This window comes from Mesorhizobium tianshanense (assembly GCF_007830515.1).
GTDB classification, from domain to species: Bacteria; Pseudomonadota; Alphaproteobacteria; order Rhizobiales; family Rhizobiaceae; genus Mesorhizobium; species Mesorhizobium tianshanense.
Map to the genome: position 1 here is coordinate 22,552 of NZ_VLKT01000064.1, position 13,670 is coordinate 36,221.

The following is a 13,670-nucleotide window of genomic DNA, read 5'->3' on the forward strand; positions in this document are numbered from 1 at the left end:
CCTCACTAGCCCACCGAACCGGACTTCACTCCACACGCGAAAAGGCCTCACAAGGAGACAAGGGGACGAATGGGCTCCTGGGTTTATCCTTTGCCCCCCAGCGGCGGGCCGACCACCATAATGGCGGGCTCGGCCGAAAGCAGCTTCTTCGCCGCAGCCTTGACCTGTTCGAGCGTCACCTGATCGATGAGGGCGGAGCGGCGCTGGATGTAGTCGATGCCGCGATTATCGAGCTGCAACTCGACCAGCGTGGCTGCAATCGAGCTGGAGGAATCCAGATGGTTGATGGGAAAGGCGCCGATCAGATATTTTTTGCTCGCCTCGAGCTCGGCCTCCGTCGGCCCCTTCTCCGCCAGCTCCTTCACCACTTGGCGCAAGATGCTCAGCGTCTCGGCGGCGCGGTCCGACCGTGTCGCCGTTGTAACCAGCAGCGCATGAGAATGCTCGTTATCGACCAGATAAGAGCCGACGCCATAGGCAAGGCCGCGCTTTTCGCGCACCTCCTCCCACAGGCGCGACGTGAAGGGCGAGCCGCCGAGGATATCGTTCATCAACACCACGGCAAAGTAGTCCGGCGCGCTGCGCTTCACCCCAGGCCAGGCCAGCTGGAGCGAGGTCTGCGGCAGGTCGTAGTTCTCCTCCACCTGCTGGCCGAGCTTGGGATCGATATCGGCAACGGGGGAGAGCGTCTGCTTCTGAGGCAATTCGCCGAACAGCTGGTCGAGCTTTTCACTCAGCCTCTTCGCGTCAATGTCTCCGACCACGGCAACATGCAGCCCGCCGCGAGCGAAAGTGGCCTTGTGGAAGGCGCCGAGATCGGCCGGCGTGACGCCGGCGAGGCTCTCTTTGGTCCCTACGTCCGGCCTCGAATAGGGGTGCGCGCCGTAGATCGCGCGCAGCCATTTGCGCTCGGCGATCGCCTTGGGGTCGCGCTCACTGGCGCTGATGCCGGAGAGGATCTGGGCACGGATGCGGTCGATCGGCTCCTGGTCGAAGCGCGGCCTGTTGACAGCGAGCCGAAGCAGATCGAAAGCGGCGTCCTTCCGCAGGGAAAGCATGCGCATCGAGCCATAAATGCCGTCGCGCTGCGCTTCGAAGCTCATCTCGGCGCCGGCATCGTCGAGCTTCACCTGGAAGGCATCACTGTCGAGATCGCCGGCGCCCTCGGCGAACAGGCCGGTCATCAGATGAGCGAGCCCCTGCTTGCCGACCGGGTCCTGGGTGGTGCCGCCGTCGAAGACAAAGCGGATGGCGACAATCGGCACCGTATGGTCCTCCACCAGCCAGGCGGTGATGCCCTTTTGCGATTTCACCTCCTGGATGGTCATCGCCGCACGGGCGGTGAGCGCCGGCAGGATGAGGAAAAGAACGGCGAGGAGAAGGATGGCCAGCGGGGTGACGAGCCGCGCGGCCCTCCCTTCTCCCAGAAGGGGAGAAGGCAAGGCGTGCGCGAAGGCGCGGCGGTGTTGGTTCGTCATCACATCAATTCTCCGTCTTAGGCAAGAGATAGCCGGTGGTCGAATGGTCGGGCACGAGATAGCGGGCGGCGACGGCCTTCACCTGATTGGCGGTGACCTTGCGGATGCGGTCTGGCCATTCCTCGACATCTTTTACGCTGCCGTCGGTGGCAAGCGTAGCGCCATACATGAGGGCCATGTGGGCCGGGTTGTCGCGGGCGAGGATCACCGAGCGGACCTTGCGGTCCTTGGCCTCGTCCAGCTCGTCATCGGTCACACCGTCGTTGACGATGCGGGCGATCTCCGCGTCGACAGCCGCTTCCAGATCGGCGAGCTTGGCATCGCCGCGCGGCGAGCCGTAGATGGTGAAGCTGGTGGCATCGAGCATGGTGCCCCCGAAATTGGCGCCGGCCTCGGCGGCAATGCCTTGCTTCACCAACAGCTGCTGGTAGAGCCGGCTGCGGTTGTTGCCGCCGAGGATTTCGGCCAGGAGGTCGAGCGCTTCGGCCTCGCCAGGTTCGGCCGTATGATAGGACGGCACCACCCATTGCGTGGAAAAGCGGGGCACCGAAACGCGCGCGTCGGCCAGCGTCACCGTGCGCTTGGTGTTCTGCTCCGGCTCGACCGGGCGGATGCGGGCTAAACCAGGACCCGCCACAACCTTTCCATACGTCTTCTCGGCCAGCGCCTTTACCGTCTCCGGCTCGACGTCGCCGGCCACCACCAGAACGGCGTTGTTAGGCCTATAATACAGGTCGTAGAAAGCGAAGGCGTCGGTCCAGTTCAGCTTCTCCAACTCCTGCATCCAGCCAATGACCGGTATGCGGTAGGGCCGGTTCAGCCAGAGCGTGGCGTTGACCTCCTCGTCCAGCACCGCCTTCGGGTCGGTCTCGGTACGCCAACGCCGCTCCTCCAGGATCACGTCGCGCTCGGTCTTGATATCATCGTCGGTGAAGGTGAGGTTGAACATGCGATCGGCCTCGAAGCTCATCATCTGCTCCAACGCCGAAGGCGCCACCGTCTCCCAGAAGGCGGTGTAGTCGTAATCGGTGAAGGCATTATGCGAGCCGCCGATCTCGGCCACGGCGCGGTCGAACTCGCCGGCGGCATGGTTGATCGTCGCCGCCTTGAACATCAGATGCTCGACGAAATGGGCAATGCCAGATTGGCCCGGCGGCTCATCGGCGCTGCCCACATTGTACCACACCATATGGCTGACGATCGGCGCACGGTGATCGGGGATGACGACCACCTCCATGCCGTTGTCGAGCAGGAAATCCGTCACCTTGCCGTCATCGTTGGCGGCCAGAACCGGAGCGGTCGTCGCGAGGACCAACGCGGTCGCATTGAATGCCCTGCGCAGCCAGTGAGACCGAGGTTCGATCGACGGCTCCCGTTGTGGTGGCGGGTCGACAGGCAAGGTTTGAGGCAAAGTGATTTGTTCCTCATTTTGAAGGCGCTGCGTCCGCGTCTCTCCTTTTGGTGGTTGAAGGTGGATCGGTGGGCAGCGCTGAGCCAGATGAGCAACCGTCTTCATCTTGCCAGGCTTTGCTCGAGCGTCATCTTCGGATGGGTCTGGGAGGCCCGCGGCTGTATTTTTTGGTGAGGTGATCATGAGTTCTCCTTGGTCAGTGACGCGTTTGCGGATGACCACGCATGTACCGTGCCAAATCAGAAAACCGTTGGAGGCAATGTGAGAAATCGGGCTCTGCTATGTTGCGTATCCGACATTGTCGGACATCGGACCTCGCCGAACGCGAAGCGCTTGCGGCTTGGGACGATACCTTAAGAGACGATCGAGCATGCTGCCGCGGAGGGAGACAGGATGCGCCTCGAATTCACTGCGGCACTGAGAGGGTTGGAATGGAGACGATGCTCGTCGCCGCAGGATGCTTTCCTCGATAGGCAGGCCAAGGTCGACGCTGAACGAGCAGTGTGTGCCCGGTAGGGAAGAGGAGGTGGCCGCCAGGCTATTCGCAGTTGAGGTGGCGGAGAGGCGAGGGGAGCTTGGCAGCCCGACCTCAAGGAGGCGCTCAACCGCACCTGGCTAGAGCGTGGCATCGCCGGGTCTGGCCTCGGCAAAGTGCTTGATCCGTTGTCGGAGTTGTCCAAGCTTTCCGGATTGCGAGCAATGTGGGTACACCTCGCGACAAAATCGCGGGGCTGCCAGACGCTGGGCCGTGGACCCAAGCCGACAGAGAGCGCCTAGCCGTTTTGAAAAACCAACAAAACAAGGCAGCGCCTGGAGTTGCTCTTGGCGTGTTTCCCATCGGCGTGCCTTCTTCAATTTCCGGAGCGGACCACGAAACCGCAATCGCCATCCTCAGGACGCTGAGACATTGCGGCTAATTGATCATATATCGGCGGATGCGCGGACGAAGCGGCCTTGCGCGACGCCCTTTGCTGATCCCGCCCGCGGCTGAAGCTGGTCGAGATTTGGTAAAAGCCGATCGACGGCCGAACGGCGATTGGTGGGGCGGCATGAGCAGCGCGCTCAATATTACGCTTCACGTCCAAAATATAAATTCGCGACAGACTCACAGGCGATAGCCTCCGAACCTTTCGCCGAGACCGGGTTCGTATAGCACCGTCACAGCCGCATTCATCTTGAATCGCAAGTTCACCTGTGGCCGTAAAGGGACGTTATCATCGCGAAAGGCCCCGATCTTCAACTGCTGCCTCTTTGCTGGCTTGGTCTCGCATCGAGCTCTTTCAGAATAGAGTGTTGGATTTTGCCCAACGCCGTTCGCGGCAATTCTTTGGTGAAAATAAACTCGCGCGGGACTTTGAAACGGGCGACCTGGGACTGCACATGGGCAGTCAGTGCTTCTGCTTCGATCCGAGCCCCCGCCCGCTTGATCACGTAGGCGACCGGCACTTCGTCCCAACGCGGATCCGGCCGGCCGACGACAGCGCATTCTGCGACATCGGGGTGCTCGTTAAGCACACGCTCGACTTCCGCCGGATAGATGTTTTCTCCGCCGGAAATGATCAGGTTCTTTTTGCGATCACGGACCCAAAAATAACCGTCGGCATCGCGGTGACCGAGGTCGCCAGTGTGATACCAGCCGTCACGCAGCGCCTCTCGGGTCGCTTGCTGATCGCGCCAATATTCATGGAAGACGTTGGGGCCCCGCACCGCGATCTCGCCTGGGGCGCCTGGCGGCAACTCCTTGCCAGCGTCGTCGATGATGATCGCTTCGCAGCATAGTCCCGGTAGGCCAGTCGACCCCTCGCGCGAAAAATCACCGCCGAGCCTCGTATAGATGGCGAGGGGACAAGTTTCCGTGGAGCCGTAGACCTGCAGTACCGGTACCCCTCGCGCGGTAACGCGCTCGATCAAATGTTGAGCTACAATTGTCGAGCCGGTCGAAACAGCCTTTAAGGACGATAGATCGGTTGTCGACCATTCGGCGTGGTCTGCCAACGCTTGAATGGTCGTCGGTACCAATGCCGTAAGCGTTGGCCGATCGCGCTCGAAGGCAGCAAGTGTCGCGTCTGGTGCAAACCGGGAATGGATCGTGACCGTCGCACCATGATGCAATGCCGGAGTAGTCTGAATGTTGAGCCCGCCCACGTGAAAGAACGGCAATACCGACAGCACATGATCCTCCGAAGTCAGGGCATGCATGTGCTGACTCATCACCCCATTCCAGAGCAATGCTTCTTGGCGTAGGACCGCGCCTTTCGGCCGTCCGGTAGTGCCAGAAGTGTAGATTATCATAAGCGGACAGCTCAAGTCGGCATGTGGGTTGCGGCCATCGCCAATGCCTTGGTCCAACAGGTTGCCCCATGTACTCCCGCGAGGGGGAGCGAAGTCGAAACCGACGACGAAGATGTCGGGCAGCCTGTGTGCCAGAGGCGGCAGAAGTGCCGCAAAGGCCTGCTCAACCACTACTACCTTTGCATCGGCGTTGGACAAGATGAAGAGCTGCTCAGCCACGGAGAGCCGCCAGTTCAAAGGCACCAAAATCGCGCCAATACGCGCACAGGCATAGAGGAGAACCAGATAATCAGGTCGGTTTAGGCTGAGGATAGCCACGCGGTCGCCTTTATTGACTCCGAGCCCGGTGTTCAGGGCGCGAGCGGTTTGCTCAATGCGTTGGCCTAAGGCGGCGTAGCTCAAGGTCTCGCCCTCGAACCGGATTGCGGGCTTGTCGGGAGCAAACGCCGCATTGCGGTCTATCAGCGTGCAGAGGTCCATCGTTAGCCATCCTTCTGTCCGGGCCCTTACAGAGCTTCTCTCCCGACGCGGACGATGCCACTCCGGGTCTCGATTACCTCGTCTGCCTTTAACGCGCAGTCCCGTCGCAATTACTCTCGCGGTTGGTGGAAAGGTTGAGGCATAGCAGGCGTTTCATATCATCGGCTATTCAGCCAAGACTGATCAGCGGTTACGTGTCATCACATATCGCCCCTTCCGCAAACGACCCTGCTCGACCGATTCGTCTGGGCGAGGTCACCGCCAGTGCGGTCCCGGTGTCCGCGAGCGGCCGCAATAGGCCTAATGTCCATTTTGACAGATCGGAAACACTACATTCTGAAGACGCCGTAACGCGGCGTTTCGATGGGAGCATTGAGCGAAGCACTCACGGCCATTGCGAGCGCGTTTCTGGTATCGGCGGGATCAAGAATCCCGTCGTCCCAGATCTCAGAGGTTGCGTAGTATGCGCTCGACCGCTCTTTGTATTCTTCTGAAATCGACTCTCGAATCGCCTCCAACTCCTGCTCGGACAGGTGCCTACCGTCGACGGCCAGTTGCTTTGCCTTGATGTCCGTCAGGACTCGCGTCGCTTGATCGGTCCCTATGGCTGAAATCTGAGCCTGCGGCCAGGTGAACAGAAAACGCGGGTCGAAGGCTCGCCCTGCCATGGCGAATGCTCCTGCTCCGTGAGAATGGTTACAAACGATCGTGAATTTAGGCACCGACGCCCCAGACATGGCCATGATGAGCTTTGCGCCATTCTTCGTGATGCCACCTTGCTCATAGTCGCGACCGACCATGAAGCCGGTGATATTTTGCAGGAATAACAGAGGCGTCCGATTCATGTCGCACAATTGGATGAAGTGAGCGCCCTTCAGCGCACTGTCGCCGAACAGAACGCCATTGTTCGCAAGAACACCGATTTGATATCCATGAAGGCGCGCGAATCCGCACACCAGAGATCGGCCGTAGCGTGGCTGGTATTCGTGGAACCGGCTGCCATCGACCAAGCGGGCGATAATCTCGCGCATTTCAAAGTGCGCTCGAGGATCCTTTGGAATTATGCCGTACAATTCAGACGCAGGATATGCAGGCGGTTCCGGAGCGACTCGATCGATCGGCGCTTTCTCGATACGGTTGAAACGGGCGACGATGTCGCGGGCGATGGCGATCGCGTGCATCTCTGAGTTCGCGAGATAGTCAGCCGTTCCCGATACGCTGGTATGCATGTCAGCGCCGCCGAGCTCTTCGACAGACACGTGCTGGCCGGTCGCAGCTTTCACGACCGATGGGCCCCCGAGAAATATCGCTCCGCTTCCCTGCACGATAATGTTGTATTCGCTTAGCGCAGGGACGTAGGCCCCTCCCGCAATGCAATGGCCCATCACGATGGCGACTTGCGGCACGCCCATCTTCGAGAGAATGGTTTGGTTGTGGAAGATTCTGCCCGCGTGGTGGCGATCGGCGAAGAACTCCGCCTGCAAAGGCAGGAATCCTCCACCACAGTCGCAAAGATGAACAACGGGCAGACGATTTTCGATTGCTATATCCAAAGACCGTACGATTTTCTTGACCGACAGCGGATACCACGCGCCACCCTTCACGCTCGCGTCATCCGCGTGAACAATCACCTCGCGACCCGCTACAATACCGATGCCGACGACCTGCGCTGCGCTAGGCACCTCGCCGTCATAAGCCTTGTTCGCAGCCAGTGTCGAAATTTCGAGGAACGGAGTTTCTGGATCGAGCAATGCCTCGACCCGTTCACGAACAAAAAGCTTGTTCTGTCGCCGTAGGCGCTCACGGTCCCGCTCTGGACGGTTGAAGCGCACGGCATGCTGGCGCTCCTTTAATTCGGCTGCAAGCCGTCTGTTGTGGAGCTCATTGAGACGAAATTCTTGCGATTTGACGTCGACCAGAGAAGTGATCCGCTGCATCTCAATGCCCTTCCGCTGAGAGCGTAACCAGCACAGCGTCTTGCTCGAAGCTCTCGCCTTCTTTGAAGTGCACTCGGTCGACCACGCCGTTCTGTGAGGAGCGTATGACGGTTTCCAGCTTCATGCTCTCGACCACCATCAGCGCCGTGCCTGCGGCAATCACTTCACCAGGCAAAACACTTGTTGCAACGACGACGCCCGGCATCGGCGCGCGTGCGACGAGCTGACCTGCATGCTTTTGCGCGAGAGCAAGCGCAGACAATGGGTCTCGGTAGCGCAAAACGCTCGTCCTGCCCCGAATATGCAGGTGAATGGTGTCACCATCGATGGCGAACCTGACCGGCTCTCTTGCGCCGGCAATGATAAGGATGCCGCATCCATCGCCTTGATGGCAGAAATCGATCGGGGCGGTCACTTCGTCGCCCAAGTGAAGGCGATAGCCCTGCTTGCAGGGTGAAAGCCATAACTGATAATCTACGCCTTCCAGCTCTAAAACGTGGTTCACGTCAGTTTCTCCAACTGCCCAGGGACGCGTGAAGCTCAGGCACGGCATCTGCCGAATCGCGGACTGGTCGCGTTAGGAGGGCGGCGGCTGCCAGGAACGCCGACAAGTCGGACGCAAATTCGCCAGCGGCAAGGTGCGGATTTTCGTCGAGATATCCAGTATGGACTTGCCCGCTTAGAAACTGCTCGTCCGCGAGGACGCGCGCGAGGAAACTCGCGTTTGTTTCGCAGCCGAGGAGCACCAGCTCCTGCATCGCGCGTTCGGCTTTGAGCGCAGCTTCAGTCCGCGTAGGCGAATGCACGATGACCTTTGCCAACATGGAATCGAAGGCTGTCGTAATCTGCTGACCTTGCAAGATGCCACTGTCGATCCGTACGCCTGGACCGCCCGGATAGTCGAGCACCAATACCTTGCCGGTCGTAGGAGCAAAGCCGCGTGCGGGAGCTTCAGCATATACCCGGGCCTCGATTGCGTGTCCTGCCAAGACGATATCGGATTGTGAAAGTCTAAGTTCGTGGCCCCCCGTGACATAGACCTGCTCGGCAACAAGATCGATGCCAGTGATCATTTCGGTGACGGGATGCTCCACTTGCAGGCGCGTATTCATCTCGAGGAAATAGAACCCGCTCCCGTCGAAGATGAATTCCACAGTCCCCGCATTTCGATAGTTGGCGGATCGAGCGATGTTGACGGCAGTTTCACAGATTTTCTCGCGCAACTCCAGGGAGAGCGCTGGCGAGGGCGCCTCCTCAATGACCTTCTGGAACCTGCGCTGCACCGAGCATTCCCGCTCGAACAAATGAATGACATTTCCGAAGGAGTCGCCAAGCACCTGCACTTCGATATGCCGCGGCTTTTCGACATATCGTTCGACGTAAAGCCGAGCATCTCCGAAGTACCGCTGCGCCTCACTGCGTGCCTGCACAATGGCGTGTTCCAATGCATCGAGGTCGCGCACGATCCGCATGCCCTTGCCGCCGCCGCCGGCGGATGGTTTCACCAGCAAAGGCGCTCCAATGGACCGTGCGCGGGAAATGAACGTTGCTGGATCATCCTCTTCGATCGCCGAACGCGCGACGGGAAATCCATTCCGCTGAACGAACTTGCGGGCCCGGATCTTGTCGCCCATCAATTCGATATTCTCAGGAGTGGGCCCAATGAACACGATGCCGGCCTCCAACACCTTGCGAGCAAATTCCGCATTCTCCGACAGAAATCCATAGCCCGGGTGAATCGCCCCGGCGTTCACCTCGTGGGCGGCAGCAATGATTTGAGCGGTATCGAGATAGGCCGCGACCGGTGTGCGACCGCTTATGGGAATCGCCACGTCGGCCATTGACACGGCTGGCGTCCCCGCATCGAGATCGTGGTAGACAATTGCAGAGCGCAGCTCCAGCTCGCGCAGCGTCTTGATGATTCGTATGGCGATCTCGCCTCTATTGGCGATCAGGACTGTATCAAAGGGTAATTTTCGCATTATCCTATTTTTTCAGGAACAGAGCTGGGGTCGTATTGTCGTTATTTGCAGTTTAGGTGGCGGCCTGCCTCAAGCTGTTGGGCCAATCATTCAAGCTAGATACTGCCATTCGAGAGCCGAAATCGCACGTTGTTTGCATAGCCATTTTTCGGCAGCGGAAACGGACTTCGCTCATTATAGCCTGGCGCAGCTAGGATCCGGCGCAGCCCCGATTGAAGGCAGAACATCTAACTGCTTCGCCATCTGCGAAAGTGCCGAAAGCACACTTTGCAGTTTGGGCAGTTTGGGTCAGAAATTTTTCTTCTCCGTTCAGTCGTCGGGACAAGCAGAAACCGTAACAATTTCCGCCGATCGGGTTCTTCGGTGCTGGGTGGTTAAGTGGGCGACAAAGAGGGGCCTTTTGCGTAGGCGCCACGCCGAGTGCGCTGTTTGAACGTTTCCTTTTCCGATCGGGGCGGCAATGCTGGAAAGGTGAGGAGTTGCAGCCGCCGCTGGCTGAGGAGGCGACGGAATTTTGCACGCGCATGCAGGCAGTTTTTGCGCGCTGGTTACCCGACGAACAGATCGATGCTAACCGGGACCGGCTCTGAGCTCAAGGCTATGATGCCAACAACAGCCTGACCCTGGTCAATTTCATGTGTGCCAACCGCCGCGCCGGATTGTGGAACATCTGTTGGGTGCTTTCTATAACAAACACCAGGGTCATCAAATCAAGCAGGAAGTCGTCGATCGCTTGGGCGATTGTTTGTGACTTGTCGTCGAACTGATCCAGCAAAACGCGCGCCCTATCGGTCGCATCCGCACTGGCCGCATCGATTAACGCCTCGATCCTTTCGAAACAATCCAATTCCGAACTCCTTCAAACCCTCGCCAGGGTTATGCACTAAGGTGGCGACGTGAACCACCCGGCCGTTGACCAGTGGCGCGAGCCACCATCAGCAGATCGAGCCGGGCCCTGCAATTTTTCGTTGTTGCTTGCCTAAAGTCTCGGCTATGAATCGGACTGGCCTAATGGCCTGCCCACGTTGCAATTGTTATTAAGGAATACGCATATGGCGACCGGAACAGTGAAGTGGTTTAACAGCAGCAAGGGATTTGGATTTATCCAGCCCGACAATGGCGGTCAGGATGTTTTCGTCCACATTTCAGCTGTCGAACGCGCGGGCCTTTCGACCCTCAATGAAGGCCAGAAGATCAACTATGAAATCGAACAGGACCGCCGCACTGGCAAGTCATCCGCCGGCAGCCTCAGCAAAGCTGGCTGATTTTTCGGCTGCGTCCCGCAAGAGCCGGAAGCACGCTGCACGTCCCGGATGGGCTGACCCGCTCGATACGAGTGGACGAGAACATGGCTTGACCGGAGAATCGGGGCAGCAGATTGCGGCAAGCCGTCGCGAATTCCTGAAACCAGGCTGTCTGCAAAGACAAGGCGGGGTAGCTCTCCCCGCCCTTTCATGTTCCGCGCAGATCATGCCAATGGCAGCAGCGCACTCCAAAACGAATCTCGGTTGCCGAAATTAAGCCGCGACCTTCTTGCGGGTCCGCTTCGCCGGCGCCGGCGTTTCCGGCTCCTTCGGTTTGCGGCCGAGCCCCATCGTCTTGGCCAATGCCGAGCGCGCTGCGGCGTAGTTCGGCGCGACCATGGGATAATCCGCCGGCAGGCCCCATTTGGCGCGATATTCGTCCGGCGTCACCCTATAGTGGGTCGACAGATGGCGCTTTAGCGATTTGAACTTCTTCCCATCATCAAGGCAGATGATGTAGTCCGCTGTCACCGACTTCTTGATCGGGACTGCAGGCTTGACGACCAGCGGCTCTTCTGCGGACACGCTTCCGGCCGTGCCTTTCAGAGCCGCATGCACTTGGCCGATCAGAGCAGGGAGATCCCCCACCGGAACCGGATTGTTGGAGATATAGGCTGAGACAACATCGGCGGTGAGCTCGATGAGGGTGTCGATGTTTTTGTCGCTTTCTTCTATCATAATCTCTCCGGGCGGCTTGAAAACACAGTCGGCGAAGTGTTGCTTCATAGTGGCGCCTGCCGCTGAACGCAACAATTGTCTCGACAGGATATCGCGATGCTCATCCAGCATCGAGGTCTATAGCGCCGCATCCCACCGTCATGCACTTTGATCCGCTCGGTGTTGGCTGTCCCGTAACTGGGTCGGAGTTTGCTTTGATTCTCGATCCCTCCGTTTGAATTTGCAAAATGAAAAAGCCGACGGTGTTTCGCGCCGCTGAAGGCTTCGTACGTCATCGGATACACGGCTTCGACCTTCTTGGTCTCCATGATGCTTTCCGCCTTGGCATTGTCATGGTGATCGTCGCCACGCCCCAAGGAACCAACCAGGCCGTCAGCGCGAGCAAATTGCGATGGCGCCGGCCACGTGTTGGGATCCACGGTCGGAGCGATGGACACAGCCTGGTGGCGGCTTCCGCCATTCGATCGCAGGCCCGATCGAAGTCTGGCCGTCAGGCCCGGTCCTCTCCCGCCGTTGATCTAGCGCAGGGCATTCACGAACCGCATATCCCACAATGGCTTCCGTGCACAACGCTCGGAGATCATTGATGAAAATGCTATTCACTACGATGGCTGTCGCCTTGCCGGCAGCCACCGCTTTTGCTGCGGAACCGATCCCCGCCGACCTCAGAGAAACGGCACTGGCCACTTTCAAGGCTTTGCCATCCACCACGCCGGCAGTCGCCAACAACCCGATCACACCGGAGAAGATCGCCCTCGGCAAGGCACTGTTCTTCGATCCGCGCGTCTCGGCGTCAGGCGTTTTGTCGTGCAATTCGTGCCACAACTTGGCCACCGGGGGCGACGACAATCTTGAAACCTCGATCGGCCATGGTTGGCAGAAGGGACCCCGCAACGCGCCGACGGTACTGAACGCTATCTTCAACATCGCACAGTTCTGGGATGGTCGCGCCGAAGACCTGAAGGCTCAGGCCAAGGGACCGGTCCAAGCCGGTGTCGAAATGGCCAACACACCGGGTCAAGTTATCGCCACGCTCAAGTCGATGCCGCAATATGTCGATTGGTTCAATGCAGCTTTCACGGGTGGGGCCGATCGCGTCACCTTCGACAACTTGGCCAAGGCAGTTGAAGCCTTTGAGGCGACATTGGTCACGCCGGCCCCCTTCGATGCCTTCCTCAATGGCGATGACGCCGCCATGACTTCCGAACAGAAACAGGGCCTGACGCTTTTCATGAACAAAGGCTGCTCGTCCTGCCATGCCGGTATGAACGTTGGTGGGCAGGACTTTTACCAATTCGGCCTTATGGAAAAGCCCAGCGCCGACGTCCTACCGGAAAAAGATAAGGGCCGCTTTGCCGTCACCAATACAGCTGACGATTCCTATGTTTTCCGCGCGGCGCCGCTGCGCAACGTAGCACTCACCGCGCCATACTTTCATTCGGGCAAGGTTTGGGATCTGAAACAGGCCGTGGCCATTATGGGCACCACCCAGCTCGGCGAAGAATTGAAGGAAGAAGAAGTCGACCTGCTCGTTGCCTTCCTTAACTCGCTGACCGGAAAGGTACCGGAGGTCGTCTTGCCCATCTTACCCGCCGAAACGGCGACAACGCCTCGACCTGCATCGCAGATCTTAGGGAAATAAATGGCCGGAGCTGGCTACGGAAGTCGCAATCAACAATGATTGCGACCATCACTGGGAAGAGACGATCGCGACCTCCTTGAGAAGGCAACGCCTTGTATGATCCCAAAGTGCAGACAATGCTTCCGTCGCCAGATCATTGCGATGGCATCATGCTAGCCGCCTTGATGCACGGCGATGAGGTTTTGGCGGCCTGAAGCGGCGATGTGGCCGCTGTTGGGCGCTTTTCCGCGAGCCGCGTCAGGCGCCGGCGGTGATCCGTCGTGATGGCAGGTGGGGTTTGCAGGTTGCGGTCGGCGGGTTCGTTTCGGGGCGTCTGCGCCCCATCGTTATGTCGCGAGCCGCGGAATGCGATCGAGGACGATGCGCAGGATGCGTTGGTCGGGGCAGGATGTCGGCAGGTGCAGGCGGATTTGCGTCTTCATCTCGACCACCCGCGCAGCGATCTTGATGAGGCGCAAACGCAGCG

11 protein-coding genes are annotated in these 13,670 nt (G+C 59.1%); 2 read left to right on the forward strand and 9 right to left on the reverse strand.

Annotation, left to right across the window (positions count from 1 at the left end):
- Window positions 1–83 precede the first annotated feature (83 nt).
- The 7 genes from IQ26_RS33015 to IQ26_RS33050 form a co-directional block, all read right to left on the reverse strand.
- A complete protein-coding gene (locus IQ26_RS33015) occupies window positions 84–1,478 on the reverse strand; it encodes a M16 family metallopeptidase (RefSeq protein WP_145722551.1) in 1,395 nt (464 codons plus the stop codon).
- 4 nt (window positions 1,479–1,482) lie between these two features.
- Window positions 1,483–2,793 carry a M16 family metallopeptidase gene (locus IQ26_RS33020; protein WP_407660273.1) on the reverse strand — a complete coding sequence of 437 codons (1,311 nt, stop codon included), beginning with the start codon at window positions 2,791–2,793 and terminating at the stop codon, window positions 1,483–1,485.
- Between the two features lie 1,332 nt (window positions 2,794–4,125).
- Complete coding sequence (locus IQ26_RS33025; RefSeq protein WP_145722552.1) at window positions 4,126–5,661, reverse strand: class I adenylate-forming enzyme family protein; 1,536 nt, start codon at window positions 5,659–5,661, stop codon at window positions 4,126–4,128.
- A gap of 329 nt (window positions 5,662–5,990) precedes the next feature.
- Window positions 5,991–7,598 carry an acyl-CoA carboxylase subunit beta gene (locus IQ26_RS33030; RefSeq protein ID WP_145722553.1) on the reverse strand — a complete coding sequence of 536 codons (1,608 nt, stop codon included), beginning with the start codon at window positions 7,596–7,598 and terminating at the stop codon, window positions 5,991–5,993.
- 1 nt (window position 7,599) lies between these two features.
- Window positions 7,600–8,103, reverse strand: coding sequence for an acyl-CoA carboxylase biotin carboxyl carrier protein subunit (locus IQ26_RS39305; protein ID WP_156090967.1), 504 nt, complete (start codon window positions 8,101–8,103; stop codon window positions 7,600–7,602).
- A 1-nt stretch (window position 8,104) separates the two neighbouring features.
- Window positions 8,105–9,580: an acetyl-CoA carboxylase biotin carboxylase subunit gene (locus IQ26_RS33045; RefSeq protein ID WP_145722556.1), complete on the reverse strand. Its 1,476-nt coding sequence runs from the start codon at window positions 9,578–9,580 to the stop codon at window positions 8,105–8,107.
- Between the two features lie 598 nt (window positions 9,581–10,178).
- Complete coding sequence (locus IQ26_RS33050; RefSeq protein ID WP_145722557.1) at window positions 10,179–10,427, reverse strand: hypothetical protein; 249 nt, start codon at window positions 10,425–10,427, stop codon at window positions 10,179–10,181.
- A gap of 205 nt (window positions 10,428–10,632) precedes the next feature.
- On the opposite strand from IQ26_RS33050, the gene IQ26_RS33055 reads away from it, so the two are divergent.
- On the forward strand, window positions 10,633–10,845 hold the full coding sequence (locus tag IQ26_RS33055; protein WP_095495993.1) for a cold-shock protein: 213 nt from the start codon (window positions 10,633–10,635) through the stop codon (window positions 10,843–10,845).
- A gap of 252 nt (window positions 10,846–11,097) precedes the next feature.
- On the opposite strand, the gene IQ26_RS33060 is transcribed toward IQ26_RS33055, so the two are convergent.
- Window positions 11,098–11,562 (reverse strand): Ros/MucR family transcriptional regulator, encoded by a 465-nt coding sequence (locus IQ26_RS33060; protein WP_145722558.1) that lies wholly within the window; start codon window positions 11,560–11,562, stop codon window positions 11,098–11,100.
- 586 nt (window positions 11,563–12,148) lie between these two features.
- Between IQ26_RS33060 and IQ26_RS33065 the strand changes: the two genes are divergently transcribed.
- The gene (locus tag IQ26_RS33065; RefSeq protein WP_208760266.1) at window positions 12,149–13,204 is read left to right on the forward strand and encodes a cytochrome-c peroxidase; all 1,056 of its coding nucleotides are present in this window, start codon (window positions 12,149–12,151) and stop codon (window positions 13,202–13,204) included.
- Window positions 13,205–13,530: 326 nt separating this feature from the next.
- Here IQ26_RS33065 and IQ26_RS33070 read toward each other — a convergent pair.
- The coding region (locus IQ26_RS33070; protein ID WP_208760267.1) for a transposase at window positions 13,531–13,670 on the reverse strand (140 nt) is incomplete at its 5' end.

Bases quoted from the DNA above. Each gene is read 5' to 3' on its own strand.
- IQ26_RS33045 (WP_145722556.1), bottom strand. From the start codon at position 9,580: ATGCGAAAATTACCCTTTGATACAGTCCTGATCGCCAATAGAGGCGAG.
- IQ26_RS33025 (WP_145722552.1), bottom strand. From the start codon at position 5,661: ATGGACCTCTGCACGCTGATAGACCGCAATGCGGCGTTTGCTCCCGAC.
- IQ26_RS33030 (WP_145722553.1), bottom strand. From the start codon at position 7,598: ATGCAGCGGATCACTTCTCTGGTCGACGTCAAATCGCAAGAATTTCGT.
- IQ26_RS33065 (WP_208760266.1), top strand. From the start codon at position 12,149: ATGAAAATGCTATTCACTACGATGGCTGTCGCCTTGCCGGCAGCCACC.
- IQ26_RS33060 (WP_145722558.1), bottom strand. From the start codon at position 11,562: ATGATAGAAGAAAGCGACAAAAACATCGACACCCTCATCGAGCTCACC.
- IQ26_RS33015 (WP_145722551.1), bottom strand. From the start codon at position 1,478: ATGACGAACCAACACCGCCGCGCCTTCGCGCACGCCTTGCCTTCTCCC.
- IQ26_RS33055 (WP_095495993.1), top strand. From the start codon at position 10,633: ATGGCGACCGGAACAGTGAAGTGGTTTAACAGCAGCAAGGGATTTGGA.